17 protein-coding genes and 1 riboswitch are annotated in these 16,890 nt (G+C 66.7%); of the genes, 9 read left to right on the top strand and 8 right to left on the bottom strand.

Annotated elements, in window-relative coordinates; genetic code table 11:
- Nucleotides 1-8: 8 nt before the first annotated feature.
- Entirely contained in the window at nt 9-872 is an 864-nt protein-coding gene (gene motA / locus AC3RCJ_RS20665; protein ID WP_492960548.1) for a flagellar motor stator protein MotA, read from the bottom strand.
- Nucleotides 873-1,026: 154 nt separating this feature from the next.
- Nucleotides 1,027-1,383 (bottom strand): glyoxalase superfamily protein, encoded by a 357-nt coding sequence (locus AC3RCJ_RS20660; RefSeq protein WP_492960546.1) that lies wholly within the window; start codon nt 1,381-1,383, stop codon nt 1,027-1,029.
- A 117-nt stretch (nt 1,384-1,500) separates the two neighbouring features.
- On the opposite strand from AC3RCJ_RS20660, the gene AC3RCJ_RS20655 reads away from it, so the two are divergent.
- The 8 genes from AC3RCJ_RS20655 (at nt 1,501) to nosR (ending at nt 9,462) form a co-directional block, all read left to right on the top strand.
- On the top strand, nt 1,501-2,559 hold the full coding sequence (locus tag AC3RCJ_RS20655; RefSeq protein WP_492960544.1) for an Lnb N-terminal periplasmic domain-containing protein: 1,059 nt from the start codon (nt 1,501-1,503) through the stop codon (nt 2,557-2,559).
- Nucleotides 2,560-2,640: 81 nt separating this feature from the next.
- Nucleotides 2,641-3,903, top strand: coding sequence for a DEAD/DEAH box helicase (locus AC3RCJ_RS20650; RefSeq protein ID WP_492960542.1), 1,263 nt, complete (start codon nt 2,641-2,643; stop codon nt 3,901-3,903).
- An 86-nt stretch (nt 3,904-3,989) separates the two neighbouring features.
- Nucleotides 3,990-4,436, top strand: a complete 447-nt coding sequence (locus AC3RCJ_RS20645) for a hypothetical protein (RefSeq protein WP_492960540.1) — start codon at nt 3,990-3,992, stop codon at nt 4,434-4,436.
- Between the two features lie 143 nt (nt 4,437-4,579).
- On the top strand, nt 4,580-5,464 hold the full coding sequence (locus AC3RCJ_RS20640; protein ID WP_492960538.1) for a response regulator: 885 nt from the start codon (nt 4,580-4,582) through the stop codon (nt 5,462-5,464).
- Complete coding sequence (locus AC3RCJ_RS20635) at nt 5,461-5,802, top strand: hypothetical protein (RefSeq protein WP_492960536.1); 342 nt, start codon at nt 5,461-5,463, stop codon at nt 5,800-5,802. Before AC3RCJ_RS20640 ends, AC3RCJ_RS20635 begins: the two co-directional genes overlap by 4 nt.
- A complete protein-coding gene (locus tag AC3RCJ_RS20630; RefSeq protein ID WP_492960534.1) occupies nt 5,799-6,638 on the top strand; it encodes an HDOD domain-containing protein in 840 nt (279 codons plus the stop codon). The genes AC3RCJ_RS20635 and AC3RCJ_RS20630 overlap by 4 nt, the downstream gene beginning before the upstream one ends.
- 14 nt (nt 6,639-6,652) lie before the next feature.
- The gene (locus AC3RCJ_RS20625; protein ID WP_492960532.1) at nt 6,653-8,116 is read left to right on the top strand and encodes an ATP-binding protein; all 1,464 of its coding nucleotides are present in this window, start codon (nt 6,653-6,655) and stop codon (nt 8,114-8,116) included.
- Nucleotides 8,117-8,136: 20 nt separating this feature from the next.
- Entirely contained in the window at nt 8,137-9,462 is a 1,326-nt protein-coding gene (nosR, locus tag AC3RCJ_RS20620) for a response regulator c-di-GMP phosphodiesterase, NosR family (protein WP_492960530.1), read from the top strand.
- Here the strand turns inward: nosR and AC3RCJ_RS20615 are convergent.
- The 5 genes from AC3RCJ_RS20615 to AC3RCJ_RS20595 all read right to left on the bottom strand — a co-directional run bounded on the left by AC3RCJ_RS20615 (nt 9,459) and on the right by AC3RCJ_RS20595 (nt 14,363).
- Nucleotides 9,459-10,781 carry an ATP-binding protein gene (locus tag AC3RCJ_RS20615; RefSeq protein WP_492960731.1) on the bottom strand — a complete coding sequence of 441 codons (1,323 nt, stop codon included), beginning with the start codon at nt 10,779-10,781 and terminating at the stop codon, nt 9,459-9,461. The two genes, nosR and AC3RCJ_RS20615, sit on opposite strands and share 4 nt — an antisense overlap.
- A gap of 97 nt (nt 10,782-10,878) precedes the next feature.
- Nucleotides 10,879-11,550 carry a hypothetical protein gene (locus AC3RCJ_RS20610; RefSeq protein WP_492960528.1) on the bottom strand — a complete coding sequence of 224 codons (672 nt, stop codon included), beginning with the start codon at nt 11,548-11,550 and terminating at the stop codon, nt 10,879-10,881.
- A complete protein-coding gene (locus AC3RCJ_RS20605; RefSeq protein ID WP_492960526.1) occupies nt 11,547-12,563 on the bottom strand; it encodes an MlaD family protein in 1,017 nt (338 codons plus the stop codon). The genes AC3RCJ_RS20610 and AC3RCJ_RS20605 overlap by 4 nt, the downstream gene beginning before the upstream one ends.
- A 56-nt stretch (nt 12,564-12,619) precedes the next feature.
- Nucleotides 12,620-13,435, bottom strand: a complete 816-nt coding sequence (locus tag AC3RCJ_RS20600; RefSeq protein WP_492960729.1) for an MlaE family ABC transporter permease — start codon at nt 13,433-13,435, stop codon at nt 12,620-12,622.
- A gap of 61 nt (nt 13,436-13,496) precedes the next feature.
- Complete coding sequence (locus tag AC3RCJ_RS20595; RefSeq protein ID WP_492960524.1) at nt 13,497-14,363, bottom strand: LysR family transcriptional regulator; 867 nt, start codon at nt 14,361-14,363, stop codon at nt 13,497-13,499.
- A 119-nt stretch (nt 14,364-14,482) separates the two neighbouring features.
- Between AC3RCJ_RS20595 and AC3RCJ_RS20590 the strand changes: the two genes are divergently transcribed.
- A complete protein-coding gene (locus tag AC3RCJ_RS20590; protein ID WP_492960522.1) occupies nt 14,483-15,856 on the top strand; it encodes an MFS transporter in 1,374 nt (457 codons plus the stop codon).
- Between the two features lie 15 nt (nt 15,857-15,871).
- Here the strand turns inward: AC3RCJ_RS20590 and ribB are convergent, their stop codons facing one another.
- A complete protein-coding gene (gene ribB, locus AC3RCJ_RS20585) occupies nt 15,872-16,519 on the bottom strand; it encodes a 3,4-dihydroxy-2-butanone-4-phosphate synthase (RefSeq protein WP_492960520.1) in 648 nt (215 codons plus the stop codon).
- Between the two features lie 95 nt (nt 16,520-16,614).
- Nucleotides 16,615-16,765: riboswitch (FMN riboswitch) on the bottom strand.
- Nucleotides 16,766-16,890: the final 125 nt, after the last annotated feature.

The raw sequence follows: 16,890 nt of genomic DNA, 5'->3' as shown, positions 1-16,890 counted from the left end.
TATCGTGCCTAGTTCTTCGTGCGCACCTGGCGCACGTGGTTTTCCAGTTCGCTGAACGAGGGGCGTTCCGTGGCGGAAATGACCTTGCGGCCGAATTCCACGGCCAGCGCCGGGGCGTAGCCGTTCAGGCTGGCCAATAAGGTCACTTTCACGCACTGGTACATCTTCGACGTTTCATGGTGCTTGCGGCGCAGCAAGCTGGCCAGCGGCGCGATGAAACCGTAGGCCAGCAGGATGCCGATGAAGGTGCCCACCAGCGCCTGCGCGATCAGCACGCCGAGCTCGGCCGGCGGCAGGCCGACGGATGCCATCGTGTGCACCACGCCCATCACGGCGGCCACGATGCCGAAGGCGGGCATGGCGTCGGCCAGCTGCGAAATCGTCTGGATCGGCATTTCCGCATCCTCATGGTGCGTCTCGATCTCGTTATCCATCAGGTTTTCGATCTGGTAGGCATCCATATTGCCCGACACCATCAGGCGCAGGTAATCGGTGATGAATTCCAGGATATGCTCGTCGCCCAGCGTGTAGGGATACTTGATGAAGATGGCGCTGCGGTAAGGGTCGTCAATATCGTCCTCGATCGACATCAGGCCTTCCTTGCGGATCTTGCTGAGTACTTCATACATCAGGCCCATCAGTTCCATGTAGCGCGATTTCGTGTATTGCGAACCGTGGAACAGGGTGGGAATGGCGGCGAACGTGGCGCGGATGGCCTTGGCATCGTTGCCGACAAAAAAGGTGCCCAGCGCGGCGCCGCCGATCATCAGCAGCTCCAGCGGCTGGAACAGGGCCGCCAGGTGGCCGCCCTGCAAGGCGAAGCCGCCGAAGACGGAAAACAGCACGACGATAAATCCGAGTATGACTAGCAAAACTTACTCCCCCATAATATTGCCATATCGCAATGTTGTAGTTTAACCTGATTCGGCCTCCGTGGCTGATTCCGGCGCTCACCGAGCGCGCGTGACGTTGACAAAAGCGCGCACTTTGGCTGTCTGCGTGGCGCGCACCGGGCGCAGCGTGGCGTTATGGGGCGCGCTGCCAGAAGCGCAGCCGGTTGCCGAACGGGTCCGCCACTTCCAGGATGCGGCCCCAGTCCTCGTCGCGGATGCCGGGCCGCGCATACGGATAATCCCTGTCGCGCAATTCCGCGTGCAGGGCGGCGACGTCGTCGACGGGGATCAGCAGCGCCGCGCCCGGCGTGGCGTCGCCGTAGTGCTCGCTCAGGTGCAGCACGAGATGGCCGCGCGTTACCTGCAGGTACAGCGGCGCCGTGGACTCGAAGCGATGTTCCCAGTCCAGGGTAAAACCGAGGAAGCCGAGGTAGAATTCGCGCGCTTTTTCTTCGGAAAAGATGCGCAGGATGGGGATGGCAGCATGCATGGTGGCGCTTTCGACAAGATGGCGATGCCGCCATTCTAGCCTCTGGCTGGCGCCAGCGATGATAGGCTGGCGCGTCCGAGATACTTGCACATCTTCACTTGCCCCTATAATCACGGCATGACTTTCTTATCACTGCGTGCCCGCTCCGTGCTGGCCACCGTCGGCAAAATGGCCGTTTCCCTGATTCTCCTGCTGACTGCCCTGTGGGGCGCGCTGGCGCTGTGGTACCAGCTGTCCGGCGGCACGGCGGCGCAAGCCATCGGCGCCCTGCTGTGGGGCGCGCTGGGCGTGGCCAGCGTGGCGCTGTGGTGGGCGCGCGGCGACGCGCGCGTGCTGCTGCCGTATGCGGCCGGTTTTATCCTGCTGCTCGTGTGGTGGAGCCTGATCGCGCCGAAGCAGCAGCGCGTGTGGGCCGACGACGTGGCGCGCAACGTCACGGGCAGCGTGAAGGGCAATGTCGCCACCCTGGACAATGTGCGCAATTTCGACTGGCGCAGCGATGACGACTACACGGTCAGGTGGGAGCGCCGCAGCTACGACCTCGACGAGCTGCGCACGGTCGACGCGGCCCTGTCGTACTGGACGGGACCGTATATCGCGCATACGCTGATCTCGTTCGGCTTCGCCGACGGGCGTTTCTTGACGTTTTCCATCGAAATCCGCAAGGAAAAGGGCGAGAGCTTTTCCGCCATCGGCGGCTTCTTCAAGCATTTCGAGATGAGCCTGGTGGCCGCCGACGAGCGCGACATCCTGCGCGTGCGCACGAATGCGCGCGGCGAAGACATGCAGCTGTACCGCGTGATGATGCCGAAAGCGGCCATGCGTTCGCTGTTCCTCGCCTACCTGGACGAGGCGCAGGCGCTGAAGGACCAGCCGCGCTTCTACAATACCGTGACGGCCAACTGCACCACCATCGTCTTCGAGATGGTGCGCCGCATCGTGCCGGGCCTGCCGCTCGACTATCGCCTGCTGGCCTCCGGCTACCTGGACCGCTATCTGTTCGACGTCAAGGGCCTGGTGCCCGGCCTGAGCTTCCAGCAGCTGCGCGAGGGCGGCCACGTCACGGCGCGCGCGCGCGCGGCCAACGACGATGCGGACTTTTCGCATGCGATCCGGCGCGGCATGCCGGGCTACGATGAAACGGGCCATCCGAAGCTGCAAATGCCACGCCAATAGCGGTCTGCCTTATACTGTCGCCATATCCCGACCGGCCGCCATTCGCGGCCGGTCTCACTTCATGAATAAAGAAGGCCCGCTATGCCATTTTCTTCCCTGGGTCTGATTCCCGCCCTGGTCCGCGCCGTCGAGAAGGCCGGCTATGCCGCGCCGACGGCCATCCAGGCGGCCGCCATTCCCGCCATCCTGCGCGGCAGCGACGTGCTGGGCGCCGCGCAGACGGGTTCCGGCAAGACGGCCGCCTACGCGCTGCCGCTGCTGCAGGCGCTGATGGCGCCCGTTGCCGGCCCGCGCCAGGTGCGCGCGCTGATCCTCGTGCCCACGCGCGAGCTGGCCGCGCAAGTGGGGCAGACGGTGCACGCGCTGGCCAAGCCGCTGCCCATTAAACTGAAGATGTCCGTGCTGTTCGGCGGCGTGTCGATCAATCCGCAGATGATGGACTTGCGCGGCGGCGCCGACATCGTCGTCGCCACGCCGGGCCGCTTGCTCGACCTGGTGCGCCAGAATGCCGTGAAACTGGGCGGCGTGTCGCTGTTTGTCCTCGACGAGGCGGACCGCCTGCTCGACATGGGTTTCAGCGACGAGATCAACGCCATCCTGGCGCTGCTGCCCCAGCAACGGCAAAACCTGTTCTTTTCCGCCACCTTCCCCGCCAGCGTGCAGGCGCTGGCCGGCAGCCTGCTGCAGGACCCCGTGCGCATCGAGGTGGCGTCCGAGCCGCAGGACAAGCCCGACATCGTGCAGCGCGCCATCACGGTCGACGTGTCGCGCCGCACGCAGCTGCTGCGCTACCTGATCCTGCAGCAGCAGTGGGAGCGGGTGCTGGTGTTCGTCGCCACCAAGTATGCGGCCGAACACGTGGCCGACAAGCTGCAGCGCGCGGGCCTGCACGTGGGCGCCTTCCATGGCGAATTCAGCCAGGGCACGCGCAGCCAGCTGCTGGCCGACTTCAAGGCGGGGCGCTTGCAGGTACTGGTGGCCACCGACGTGGCCGCGCGCGGCATCGACATCGCCGGCTTGCCGGCCGTCGTCAACTACGACTTGCCACGCTCGGCCGTCGACTACACGCACCGCATCGGCCGCACGGGCCGCGCCGGCGAAAGCGGCACGGCCATCAGTTTCGTCACGGCCGATACGGAAGCGCATTTCCGTCTGATCGAAAACCGCAACGACTTGCGCATCGTGCGCGAAGTGGTGGCCGGTTTCGAGCCGACGGAACTGCCGGCGCCGGTCAGCGCCGCGACCGATACCGTCAACGGCGGCGTGAAGGGTGCGCGCAAGAGCAAGAAGGACAAATTGCGCGAGGCGGCTGCCATGGCCGCGAAGGCGGCCGGGGGCAATTAAATCGGTCTTATGTGCGCTGGCCGCTTGAACGGCCGGCCATCCCGGACTAAGATGGTCATTCCATACGGCAATGAAACGGGATGAACATGCAGCGCAAGACTATCATCATGGCGGGAACGCTGGCGGCGCTGGCGCTGTTGGCAGGCTGTGCCGGCCTGTCCGGCACGGGGCAAGCCATGCCGGGCGTGGCGGGCAAGGGCGCCGTGGCCGCCACCTGGTATAACCCGCCCAGCGAATTCCCCGGCATTTGCCTGACCCAGTTCAAGGATGGCAGCCTGCGTTTCGATGGCGGTTTCGCCTTCTATAACCCCGGCCGCTGGGCGTATGACGCCGCCAAGGGCGAATTGCGCCTGGCGCTGGCGCCGACGCCATCGCTGGAGCTGTCGCACGCGCAAATCGTGCAGCACCAGAATCTGCTGCGCATCGAGGCGGACAAGCATACGCTGGTCTATGGCGTGACAGCCGGCACCAGGGCCATCGGCCTGGGCGGTTTTTTGTTTTACCGCGACATGCCTTGCCCCGCCAGCACATGACAAGTGCCATCAAGGAACATTTAGCCGTATAATTTCCGTCAAGGTGGTTCATAAAAGCAAGCTGTTGCGCAATGCATTGCCGCACAGCGCGTTTCTCTTTCCAGGCAGGCCCGATGTCGCCGTGGCGATGACAGGATGATCCGATGGATGTGCACGACGAGCATGTGACGCCAGGCGCTGGCGGAGGGGCGGCGGGCGGCGGGCCGGCGCCCGCGCCGCCGCCGCGCACCCTGCTGCTGGTCGATGACGAGCAAAACATCGTCTCGGCACTGAAGCGCCTGCTGCGGCGCGACCAGTACCGCATCCTCACGGCCGGCAGCGGCCAGGAGGGGCTGGAGGTGCTGGCCAGCCATCCGGTCGACGTGATCGTCTCGGACCAGCGCATGCCGGGCATGCTGGGCGCCGACTTCCTGCGCAAGGCCAAGCTGCTGTATCCGCAGACCATACGCATCATGCTGTCAGGCTATACCGAGCTGCAGGCCGTCACCGATGCCGTCAACGAAGGCGCCATCTTCAAGTTCCTCACCAAGCCCTGGGATGACCAGCAGTTGCGCGAGCATATCGCCGAAGCGTTCCGCCTGAAAGGGATAGACGATGATAACGTGCGGCTGAACGAGCAGTTGCGCGAAGCCAACCAGGCGCTGGCGGCCGCCAACGCCTCGATGCAGGTGCTGGTGAGCCAGCAGCAGCACCAGATCAGCCGCGACGAGGTCAGCCTGAGTATCGCGCGCGAACTGCTGCAATTCCTGCCGCTGCCCGTGATCGGCCTCGACGACGAAGGCATGATCGCCTTCATCAACGCGGCGGCCGCCACCCTGTTCGAGCGGGGCGCGGCCCTGCTCGGCAACGAGGCGGCCGTGGTCCTGCCGCACCTGTTCGCCGACCAGCAGGCCGCTGGCGGCGCGGGGGCACAGCACCTGGCCGCCATCGACGGCCAGCCGTATGCGGTGGCCATCTATCCGATGGGCGCGCACTCGCAATCGCGCGGCAGCCTGGTGACGCTGAGCCGCTGCGGAGCCTTGTCATGAGCGCCGCCGGCCGCGACATCGCGCTCGACGCGGCGCAGGAAGGCATGGTGCTGGCGCAGGCACTGACGGACGCGGGCGGCGCGGTACTGCTGGCGCAGGGCGCCACCTTGACGGCGGGCAACCTGGCCGCCTTGCGGCGGCGCGGCGTGGAACAGTGCCGCATCGTCGCCGACGCAGAAGACGCGCCGCCAGACCCCGCCGCGCAGGAACAGGCCGCGCGCGCACGCGCGCACAGGCTGGAGCGGCTGCAGCTCCTGTTCCGCGCCACCCCGCCGGACTCGGCCGGCGCCGAACTGCTGGCTTTGCTGCAGCGCTACCGACAGGATGGTGAGCCATGACGCCGCTCAGCTTTGAACATATCCTGCGCCAGATCCAGGAGCTGCCGTCCTTGCCGGCCGTGGTGCTGGAGTTGTTGTCCAGCATAGACCAGGACGATACCGACGTGCATGTGCTGGCGCAGAAGATCGAACTGGACCAGGCGCTGGCGGCGAAGACCCTGCGCATCGCCAATTCCTCGTTCTATGGCATGCAGTCGAAGGTCACCAGCATTCCGCAAGCCGTGTCCGTGCTGGGCTTTCACAGCATCCGCACGGTGGTCACGGCCTGCGCGCTGACAGGCAGCTTCGCGCCCAACGGCGACGGCTTCGATTTCCAGGCATTCTGGCGCCATTCGCTGGGCACCGCCGTGGCCGCGCGCATGCTGGCGCCGCATCTGCATGCCAATCCCGAAACGGCGTTCACGGCCGGCCTGCTGCACGACCTGGGCACGCTGGTGCTGGCGACGCGCTTTCCCGCCGAGCATGCTGCCATCCGGGCCTATCGCCAGCAGCACGACAGCCAGATGGCCGATGCCGAACTGGCCGTCATCGGCATCGATCACGCGCAGGTGGGCAGCGCGCTGGCCGCCTACTGGAAGTTTCCCGCGGCGATACAGCAGGCGGTGGCCGACCACCACGCCATCGGGCGGCTCGATGGCGGCGGCTTGCCGCTGGTGATACACGTGGCCAATGCCGTGGCGCATGCGCTCGATCTGTCGGGCCAGGACGAGGTGCTGGTGCCGCCGCTGTCGCCCGCGGGCTGGCGCAGTGTCGCGCTCAGCGACGCGGCCTGGTTCGCACTGCTGCGGCAAACCGAGCGCACCTTCGACGAAATGTCCCGGATCATGCTGGCATGAACAAGGACAATGCCATGACACCAGAAACACGGCAGGCACAGCCCGCCTTGCCGGAGCGGCGCCAGAGCGATTCGATCGCGCTGTCGGCCTTCTTCGACGGCCACCCGGTGGCCACCTTTGCCATCGATACCAGCCACGTGGTGACGCACTGGAACAGCGCCTGCGAGCAGCTGCTGGGTTTTACGGCCGCCGAAATGGTGGGCACGCGCGACCACTGGAAGGCCTTCTATCCCTTGCCGCGCGCCTGCCTGGCCGACCTGCTGGTGGCCGACGATATCGCGCTGGGCGAGAATGAGCTGTACCTGGGCAAGCTGAAGCGCTCCACCGTGATCCCCGGCGCCTACGAGGCCGAGGATTTCTTTGCCAATATCGGCACCGACGGCCACTGGCTGCACTTCACGGCCGCGCCCCTGCGTGACCGCCAGGGCCGCCTGGTGGGCGCCATCGAGACCCTGCGCGACGTGACCGAACGGCGCAATGCGGAAAGCGCGCTGCGCAAGGCGCACGCCAACCTGGAACACCTGGTGGCCAAGCGCACGGCCCAGCTGGCCGAGATGAACAAGCGCCTGGCCGACGATATCCGCCAGCGCCAGATCGCCGATCTGGAACTACGCGAACGTAACCTGGCACTGACGGAATTGAACAGCAAGCTGTCGCTGGCGCAGCAAAAGTTGCTGCAGTCGGAAAAACTGGCCTCGATCGGCCAGCTGGCCGCCGGCGTGGCGCACGAGATCAACAATCCCATCGGTTATGTATTTTCCAATGTCGGCACCCTGGAAGGCTATCTGGACGACCTGTTCAGCATGCTCGACGCCTACGAGGAAGCCGAGCCGGCCGTCGCCGATCCCGTGGTGGCGGCGCGCCTGCGCGCGCTGCGCGAACAGATCGACCTCGATTTCCTGCGCAGCGACATTCCCATGCTGATGGGCGAGTCGAAGGAAGGCATTTCGCGCGTGCGCCGCATCGTGCAGGACCTGAAGGACTTTTCGCGCACCGATGCGCACCAGGAATGGGTCTGGGCCGACCTGCGCCAGGGCATCGATACCACGCTCAATATCGTGAATAACGAAGTCAAGTACAAGGCCGACGTGGTGCGCGAGTATGGCGACATTCCCGATATCGAATGCCAGCCTTCCGAGCTGAACCAGGTAATCATGAACCTGGTCGTCAATGCGGCCCACGCCATGGGCGAGGCGCACGGACGCATCACCCTGCGCACGGGCAGCGACAACGCGACGGAAGTGTGGATCGAGGTCGAGGATACGGGCAGCGGCATCGCGCCCGAACACCTGTCGCGCATCTTCGACCCGTTCTTCACCACCAAGGCCGTCGGCAAGGGCACGGGACTGGGCCTGTCGCTGGCCTACACCACGGTGCAGAAACACCATGGCCGCATCGACGTGCGCAGCGTCATCGGCCGCGGCACCACCTTCCGCATCACCTTGCCCGTGCGCCAGGCGCAGGCCGTCGCACCATGACCGAACAGGACAGCATGAGCATGAGCACCAGTTCCAGCGCCAGCACCGCGGCCGCGCCGCCCACCATCCTGTGCGTCGACGACGAGCCGAATATCCTGTCGTCGCTGCGGCGGCTGTTCCGCCCGCACGGCTACCGCGTGCTGACGGCCGATGGCGGCGCGGCCGGTCTGGCCCTGCTCGAGAGCGAGACGGTGGACCTGGTCATTTCCGACATGCGCATGCCGCACATGGACGGCGCGCAGTTCCTGGCCCAGGTGCGCCAGCGCTGGCCCGGCACCATACGCCTGCTGCTGACCGGTTATGCGGACATCCAGTCCATCCTCGACGCCATCAACCAGGGCGAGATCTACCGCTACGTGACCAAGCCCTGGGACGAGAACGATATCGTGCTGGTGGTGCGCCATGCGCTGGAGCGGCGCGCGCTGGAGCAGGAAAAACGGCGCCTGGAAGCGCTGACGGCCAGCCAGAACGTGGAGCTGCAGGCGCTCAACGCCAGCCTGGAAGCGAAGGTGGCCACGCGCACGCAGCAGCTGAAACAGTCGCACGACGAGGTACAGGCGGCCAACGAGCGCCTGAAGGCCACGTTCGTGACGACGATCAAGGTGTTTTCCAACCTGATCGAGATGCGCGGCGGCAAGCTGGCCGGCCATGCGCGGCGGGTGGCGGAGCTGGCGCGCAAGCTGGCGCAGGCGCTGGGCCTGGAAGGGCAGGAGGCGCGCGACGTGTTCATCGCGGCCCTGCTCAAGGATATTGGCAAGCTCAGCCTGAGCGACGACGTGCTGGAACTGCCGGCCAGCGCCTGGACGGGCGAGCAGCTGGCCGCCTTCCGCAAGCATCCGCTGCGCGCGGAACAGCTGCTGATGGCGCTCGACGAACTGCGCGCCGTTTCCGTGATCCTGCGCTCGCAGCTCGAGCGCTTCGACGGCGGCGGCTTTCCCGATGGCATGGTGGGCCTGGCCATTCCCATGGGCGCGCGCATCCTGGCGCTGGCATCCGACTACGATGGCTTGCAGATCGGCGCCATGGTGCAGCGCAGCCTGCGCGCCGAGGAAGCCCGCACCCTGATCTATGACAGCGTCGGCAAGCGCTACGACCCGGCCGTGGTGGCCGCCTTCCGCAGCATCATGGAGGAGACCGAGCCGCCGGCGCGCGACCTGACCGTGCTGTCGGGCCAGCTGGAGCCGGGCATGACGCTGTCGCGCGACCTGATCAGCCGCGACGGCCTGATGCTGCTGGCGGCCGAACACGTGCTGACGGCCCGCGTGATCGCCCAGCTGCTCGACTTCGAAGGCAAGAATGGCGGGCGCCTGAGCATCCGCGTGTATGCGCCCGTGAAGGACGCCTAGGCGCTTGCTGCCGGCGGCTGCAGCGGCAGGTGCACGGTAAAGCGCGTGCCCTGGCCCACTTCCGAGGCCACCTCGATGCGCCCGCCGTGCTTGTTGACGATGCCGTACGACAGCGACAGGCCCAGGCCCGTGCCGCTGCCCACGGCCTTGGTGGTGAAGAACGGCTCGAAGATGCGGTTCAGGTGCTCGGGCGCGATGCCGGCGCCCGTGTCGCCGATTTCCACCCACACCCAGTCGCCCGCGTGGCCCGTGCGGATGCTGATCACGCCGTCGCTGCTGATGGCCTGGCCCGCGTTGACGAGCAGGTTCATGAAGACCTGGTTCAGCTGCGAAGCCAGGCACAGTATCGGCGGCAGTTCGCCGTACTGTTTCTCGATGCGCGCCTTGTATTTCAATTCGTTGGCGACGATGTTCAAGGTGCTGTCCAGGCCCGCGTGCAGGCTGGCCACTTGCCAGTCCGTCTCGCCCACGTGGGAAAAATCCTTCAGCGCCTGCACGATGTCGCGCACGCGCTTCAAGCCATCCATCGATTCGCGCACCAGGTCCACCATGTCGTCCTGCAGGAAGGCCAGGTCGGCCTGCGCGCGCACCTCGGCCACGCGGGCGGCCAGGGCCGGGCCGTCGGGCGTCTCGCGCATCGCCGCTTCATATTGCCCGATCACGCCGAACAGGGTGCCGACATAGGCTTGCAGCGAACTCATGTTCGAATTGACGAAGCCGATCGGGTTGTTGATTTCATGCGCGATGCCGGCCGCCAGCTGGCCGATGGACGCCATCTTTTCCGATTGCAGCAGCTGGTCGTGCGCTTCCTGCAACTTGCTGATCAGTAGTTGCTGCTCTTCGCCGCGCGCCTGCAGCATCGCTTCCATGCGCTTGCGTTCGGTAATATCCGTCAGCGAACCGATCACCTCGAACGGCACGCCGTGCTCGTCGCGCACCAGGCGCAGGCTGTCGTGCATCCACAGGTAGCTGCCGTCGCGCACGCGGAAGCGGTATTCATAGGCGCGCGCGCCTTCGACGAAGATTTGCGCCAGGCTGGAAAAGATACCGGGCGCATCGTCGGGGTGGATGTGGTCGAACCAGAAGTTGGGGTCGGCCACCATGTCCTCGGGCGGGTAGCCCAGCACGTTCAGGGCGTTGTTGCTGACAAAGGTCATCTTGAAGTCGCCGCTGGGCACGGTGCAATAGATGATGGAGGGCGTATTGTCGAGCAGGTATTGCAGGCGCACGGCCGTGGCGGCCGGGGCGCCCTCGCCAGGCGGACCCTCGCCGTGCTTGCCTGGCTCGGGGGTGGAAAAGTCGAAATCCTCGAACTGCATCGTCACACCTCGCTGCCTGCACGGCATAGCTGTCGTCCTGGCTGAATTATGCCTGACTATGCCTGATTCCGCCTACCTTGGGCCGCCATCGGCGCGCTCAGGGCGCCGGCGGCTGCTCGACGATGGCCATGCGCCGCGCGATGCGCCGCGCCGCTTGCGTGTCGCCCGCCTGTTCGGCGCGCAGGCGCTGCACGCCCAGCCAGGCCAGCAGCGGACGGCGCCAGCCCTGGTCCGAGGCGGTGGCCACGGCCGTGTCGAGCAATTCCGGCGTGGCGCGGCCCGCGCGCAGCAGCACGCCGGCCGCCACCAGCTGCGACAGCGGGTCCTTGATGGCCGCCACGGCGCTGGCGGCGGCCGTGTCGGAGCCGGCACCGGCTGCCGCCCGCTGCGCCTCGGGCAGCAGGGCGATGTCGGTCGCCTGCGCCTTGCCGGCCAGCCAGGCCGCATACGCGCGGTCGGTGTCATTCGCGTCCGCTTGCAGGGCCTCGAAGCCGGCGCAATCCTCGAAGGCCAGGCTGGCCACGCGCGTGGCGCAGCGCAGCAGCTCGATGCGCGCCACCAGTTCGAGCTTGCCCGTGCCGGCCACCTGGCTGCGGGCGCGGCGGAATTCCGTCTGCTCGACGAGGGCGTTGCCGCCCAGGTAGGCGGCCTGGAAGCGCTCGACGGAGCTTTGCGCATTCATCTTCCAGTCGGGCACGGGCGGGCCGCTGGAGCAGGCGGCGAGCGCCGTCACGAGCAGGGCAGGCACGAAGAACTTGATATTTATCATGGCAGTTTGATCTCCGGATTGCGCTTGAACGGCCATTTGCGGTTGATGTCATTGACCAGCTGCTCGACCTTGCGCAGATTGCTTTCCACGTCGGCGCGCAGCGGGCCCAGGTCGGCCGTCGCGGCCCTGGCGTTGGCGCCCACGGCTTGCGCCTCGACCAGCACGGCATCGACTTTTTTCAGGCTGGCGCGCGTGTCGGCCAGCAGCGCGTTCAGCTGCACGATGGTGGCCTGCGCATCCGTCATCACGCCCTTGTCGCCGAAGACGCGCGTATCGGCGTTGGTCACCAGGCCATCCGTGCGGCGCGCCAGCTGGTCGGCCGTGACCAGCAGGGCGTTGGCCCGCTCGACCAGCAGGCGCGACTGCTTGTCGTCGCCCGTCAGCAGGCCCATGGCGCCGCCCGGGCCGCTCAGCTTGCCTGTGACGGCCTGCACGTTGCGCAAGGTGCCGTCGAGGGCGGAATCGGTGCCCGTCAGGCTGGCCACATTGTTCAGCAGGTCTTTCGCGGCGGCCAGCAGGCGCGGGATTTCCGCCGCCATGTCGCCCACCAGCAGGTCGCGCGTGGCGTCGTCGGGCAGCGGCGGGTCGGTCAGGATGCCGCTGTAGGCGCGCAGCTTGGCGCCGCCGACGATGCCCCGTTCCAGCGTGAAGATGGAGCTGCTGCGCAGCCAGTGCGCGTCTTTTCTCGGCACGTCGACGATCACGCGCGCGCGCCCGTCCGGCGCCAGTTCGATGCGCTGCACGCGGCCGATGGGGAAGCCGGAAAAGGTCAGGTCGGCGCCCACCACCACGCCGTCGGAATCGTCGGTCGACAGCACCAGCGTCTGCGTCGCCTCGAAGGCGCCGCGCGCATACATCAGGTAGACGGCCGAGCCGACCACCAGCACGAACATGACGACGAGCAGGATGGCCGCCTTCAGTTCGGCGTGGCGCACGGGCGGCGGGGCGGGCAAGGCGGCGTCCGGCGCCGTGACGTCGGTCTGGTCGGGATTCGGGGGCTGGCTCTGGCTCATGGATTCTGGCTCTCGTATGGGTGGTTCGGGGTGCGCTGGCGGTGGCGGGCGGGGCATCAGTAGTAATTGCCCATCAGCGAAGCCACTTCGATCAGCAGGATGACGGAAAACAGGCGCAGCATCTCGGACAGGCCGTGCGCGGCCCAGACGCGCCCGCGGCGGCTTTGCTGGTCTTGCGGATAATACGAGGCGGCGAGCGGGATCAGGGCCACGGCAAAGCTGAAGAACACCACTTTCAGCACCAGGATCAGGGCCACGGCCGGGTTGAAGATCTGCCCCACCACGCGCGTGTAGCCTTGCAGCGCCCAGGGCGTGAAGCCGTAGATGGTCAGGTAGGCGAGGATCAGCGAGCTCACGCAGCTGACCACGGCGAGCATCCAGACGGCGAAGATGCCCGACATGACGCGCGGAAAGTATTCGCCGCGCAGCAGGTCGACGCCCTTGCGCTGCATGGCGTCGAGCACGCCGGAAGAGCGCATTTGCGCAAACGCAATGCCGTCGGGCAGGGTCAGGCGCAGCGCGACGAACAGGGCGGCCGTCAGCGGTATCAGTTCCAGCACCAGCACGCGCACCACCATTTCCAGCGCATAGCGCGACAGGCCGTAGCTTTGCGCGCTGACGACGACGATGCGGATCAGCACCAGGCTGACCAGCGCGCAGGCCACGCTGAACCACACGAGGTTGGGCGCCGTGTTCGTCACCAGCCGGTGCGCGAGGATGGGGCGGTGGTCGCGGTTATAGCTCGATGGCGACAGGGCCAGCGAAAAGATCAGGATGGCGAAATGCAGCAGGCGCCACCAGCTGACCAGCCAGGCCATGGTGGCCCGGTGCAGGCGGCGCAGGCTGATGATGAGGGAGACGGATGGGGTCATCATGGCATCTTAACATTGCCGTCGTTCCTGGCAAGCGATTGTCCAGCCGTGCGCGGCACGCCTATGGCGCGGCCACGCTGGCAATGATGGCGTCGGCCGCCGCGCGCACGCGGGCCGAGCGGTTCAGGTCCGCGTGCATGACCAGCCACACGTCGTACGTTTCCGCCCGCTCGGGCCAGATGCGCACCAGCAGCGGGTCGATGTCGCCCAGGTGGGTGGCCAGTTCGGCCACGCCCAGGCCCGCGCGCGCCGCTTCCTGCAGCATGGCCGCCGAATTGACTTCCATGGCGACCCGGGCGTTGGCAACGGGCTCGCCGGCGATCTTCTCCGCATGGCGCGGCGTCACGGTGTGGTGGTAGATGACGATGTCGTGGCCGGCCAGCGCCGTGCCGCGCACCGGTTCACCGCGTTCCGCCAGGTAGGTTTTCGACGCATACAGGCCCAGGCTGCGCTTGACCAGGTGGCGCGAAATGAGGTCCGGGTCGGTGGGGCGCACGCCGCGCACGGCCAGGTCCGCTTCGCGCCGCGTCAGGCTGGCCAGCGCGGGCGCCACGTTAAGCACGATGCGGATGTCCGGGTGGGCCGCGTGCAGCCGCTGCATGGCGCGGATGACGAAATGGCTGGCCATGGTGTCCGTGGTGGCCACGCGCACCAGGCCGGACAGGCGGGTGTCGACGCCCTGCATCTCGCGCTGCAGCTTGTCGGCCGCCCGTTCCATCGCTTCGGCGGCGTGCAAGGCCAGCTCGCCGGCCGGCGTGGGCACGTAGCCCGATGGCGTGCGCAGGAACAGGGTGGCGCCCAGCGACGCTTCCAGCGCGGCCAGGCGGCGCCCGCACGTGGCCTGGTCGATGCACAGCAGGGCGGCCGCGCCGCGCAGGGTGCCGGCCCGGCCGATGGCCAGAAAGATGCGCGCGTTATCCCAATCCAAGCTGCTTCTCCTATTGCATATGGTGATGCATTTTTGCATCAAGGTGCCGAGTTTATGCCTGTTTACCGCATCGTGCAACGCTCGCATAATGGCGGCCCCCTGTTACTGCAAGGAGTACCATGACTGCCTCCCCACCGCGCCGCGCCAGCGGCTTGATCCTGCTGACCCTGGCCTTCGGCTTCGTCATGGCCATGCTCGACGTCACGGCCGTCAACGTGGCGCTGTCCGATATCGCGCTGGACTTGCGTATCCCGCTGACGGGCCTGGTGTGGGTGGTCGATGGCTACACCTTGACGTTCGCCGCGCTGCTGCTGGCCGGCGGTGCGCTGGCCGACCGCTACGGGCCGAAAGCCGTGTACCAGGGCGGCCTCGGCGTCTTCATCCTCGGTTCGGTGTTGTGCGGCGCCGCGCCCGACGGGCATTTCTTGACGGCGGCGCGTTTGCTGCAGGGCGCGGGCGCGGCCCTGTTCATGCCCAGTTCGCTCAGCCTGCTCACGCACAGCTTCGACGACGAGCGCGAACGCACGCGCATGCTCGGTGCCTGGTCGGCGCTGGTGGGCGTGGCCGGTGCGTCCGGCCCCCTGATCGGCGGCATCCTCGTGCACCAGTTCGGCTGGCGCAGCGTCTTCTGGGTCAACGTGCCGCTGGGCCTGCTGGCCATCGTCATGGCGCAGCTGCTGCTGGCCGCACCGGCGCGCCAGCCGCGCGATCTGTCGCTGTGCAGCCATGCGCTCGGCGTGGCGGCGCTGGCGGGCCTCAGTTTTACCTTGATCGAAGGCCCCGTGCTGGGCTGGCTGTCGCCGGGCGTGCTGGCGGCGGGGGGATTGACGGTATTGTCTGCCGGGCAATTGCTACGGCGCGAACGCGGCGGCAGCCATCCGCTGTTGCCGCGTGAACTGTTCCATAGCAGCAGCTTCGGCGCGGCCAATGGCGTGGGTTTTTTGATCAATTTCTGCGTGTTCGGCCAGCTGTTCTTGTTGAGCCTGTTTTTGCAGCAGTCGGGCGGCGCCGATGCCCTGCAGTCAGGCGTGCGATTGCTGCCCATGATGGCGGCCTATACGGTGGGGAACTTCATGGCGGGAAGTATTGCGGCGCGTCATGGCACGCGTTGGCCCATGCTGGCGGGCTTGCTGGTGGGGGCCGTGATGGCCTTGCTGCTGATGGGCTTGCGTCCGGGCACGCCATATGGCTGGCTGGCGCTGGGCACGGCCGTGATGAACGTGGCCATCGGCATCGCCATTCCCGCCATGACGGCCACCGTGATGCGGGTGGCCGGCAAGCAACATGCGAACAGCGCGGCGGCGGCCCTGAATGCGAACCGGCAGATCGGCGCGCTGGTGGGCGTGGCGCTGATCGGCAGCCTCCTGCACATGGTGCCGGACTGGTCGCTGCGCCTGCCGCTGGCCTACGCGACGATCGCCGCCGCGTATGGCCTGGCGGCCGGCCTCGTCTACCGGCACGTGCATCTGCCGAAGGCCGTGGCCGCCGCGTGAGCGCTTACTGCGCGCTTATTTTCCGTGCTTGCTGCGCCATTCGACCAGTTCTTCGATGGTGAGGATCGGCATGCCGTGCAGCTCGGCGAAGCGCTCGATATCGTCGCCGCGCATCATGCTGCCGTCCGGGTTCATCAGCTCGCACAGTACGGCGGCCGGGTTCAGGCCCGCCAGGCGCGACAGGTCGACGGAGCCTTCCGTGTGGCCACGGCGCTCGAGCACGCCGCCGGGCGCGGCGCGCAGGGGGAAGACGTGGCCGGGGCGCACCAGGTCGGCCGGCTTGGCATGTGGCGCGATGGCGGCGCGGATGGTGGTGACCCTGTCGGCGGCCGACACGCCCGTCGTGACGCCGTCGCGCGCCTCGATGGAGACGGTAAACGGCGTGCCGTAGCGGCTGCCGTTGTCGGACGACATGGGCGGCAATTCCAGCTTGCTGACGACATCCGTCGGCAGGCACAGGCAGACGATGCCGCTGCATTCGCGGATCAGCAACGCCATGGTTTCGTGCGTGAGTTTCTCGGCCGACAGGATCAGGTCGGCTTCGTTTTCACGGTCGAAATCGTCGAGCAGGATGACGGGAATGCCGGCGCGCATGGCGGCCAGGGCGGACTGGATGCGACCTTCCAGGTCGTTCGAAAGCAGGGTATAGCTGTTGACTAACATGGTGAAACGCTCCTCGCATAGGCGAAAAACGCTGCAGGGCAAGCGAATAGACGCAGCCGGCCGCATCGACAGGTCGATGGGACATCGCGTTTACTGCACATCTTCTTTCATCCGGACTATACCGTCGGCCCCGGAATCACACCGGATCTGCTGACCTCATCAGGCGAAACCTGACAAGCGCTCGCGGGCTTGACCGTTGCCGGTCTTACCGCCGGTGGGGAATCGCACCCCGCCCCGAAGACGTCGTTGTGCCGGTCCACATGACCGGCGGCAATACTGTAGCACAATTGAAAAAAAGGGGCAGGGCACTGCTGAGTTTGTCATTCGGCAAAGTTGCCTGCAAGGACAGTTTTTCCTAAGCTATTTTTAAT

It is taken from the genome of Janthinobacterium sp. GW822-FHT07H11 (genome assembly GCF_058798615.1).
The sequence above is the reverse complement of the archived record's forward strand: the minus strand, read 5'-3'. Positions and strand labels throughout refer to the sequence as shown.

Coding starts and splice junctions, on each gene's coding strand:
- ribB (WP_492960520.1), bottom strand. CDS start 16,519: ATGTTAGTCAACAGCTATACCCTGCTTTCGAACGACCTGGAAGGTCGC.
- AC3RCJ_RS20650 (WP_492960542.1), top strand. CDS start 2,641: ATGCCATTTTCTTCCCTGGGTCTGATTCCCGCCCTGGTCCGCGCCGTC.
- AC3RCJ_RS20635 (WP_492960536.1), top strand. CDS start 5,461: ATGAGCGCCGCCGGCCGCGACATCGCGCTCGACGCGGCGCAGGAAGGC.
- AC3RCJ_RS20600 (WP_492960729.1), bottom strand. CDS start 13,435: ATGACCCCATCCGTCTCCCTCATCATCAGCCTGCGCCGCCTGCACCGG.
- AC3RCJ_RS20610 (WP_492960528.1), bottom strand. CDS start 11,550: ATGATAAATATCAAGTTCTTCGTGCCTGCCCTGCTCGTGACGGCGCTC.
- AC3RCJ_RS20625 (WP_492960532.1), top strand. CDS start 6,653: ATGACACCAGAAACACGGCAGGCACAGCCCGCCTTGCCGGAGCGGCGC.
- AC3RCJ_RS20655 (WP_492960544.1), top strand. CDS start 1,501: ATGACTTTCTTATCACTGCGTGCCCGCTCCGTGCTGGCCACCGTCGGC.
- AC3RCJ_RS20640 (WP_492960538.1), top strand. CDS start 4,580: ATGGATGTGCACGACGAGCATGTGACGCCAGGCGCTGGCGGAGGGGCG.
- nosR (WP_492960530.1), top strand. CDS start 8,137: ATGAGCACCAGTTCCAGCGCCAGCACCGCGGCCGCGCCGCCCACCATC.
- AC3RCJ_RS20605 (WP_492960526.1), bottom strand. CDS start 12,563: ATGAGCCAGAGCCAGCCCCCGAATCCCGACCAGACCGACGTCACGGCG.
- AC3RCJ_RS20615 (WP_492960731.1), bottom strand. CDS start 10,781: ATGCAGTTCGAGGATTTCGACTTTTCCACCCCCGAGCCAGGCAAGCAC.
- AC3RCJ_RS20630 (WP_492960534.1), top strand. CDS start 5,799: ATGACGCCGCTCAGCTTTGAACATATCCTGCGCCAGATCCAGGAGCTG.
- AC3RCJ_RS20645 (WP_492960540.1), top strand. CDS start 3,990: ATGCAGCGCAAGACTATCATCATGGCGGGAACGCTGGCGGCGCTGGCG.
- AC3RCJ_RS20590 (WP_492960522.1), top strand. CDS start 14,483: ATGACTGCCTCCCCACCGCGCCGCGCCAGCGGCTTGATCCTGCTGACC.
- AC3RCJ_RS20660 (WP_492960546.1), bottom strand. CDS start 1,383: ATGCATGCTGCCATCCCCATCCTGCGCATCTTTTCCGAAGAAAAAGCG.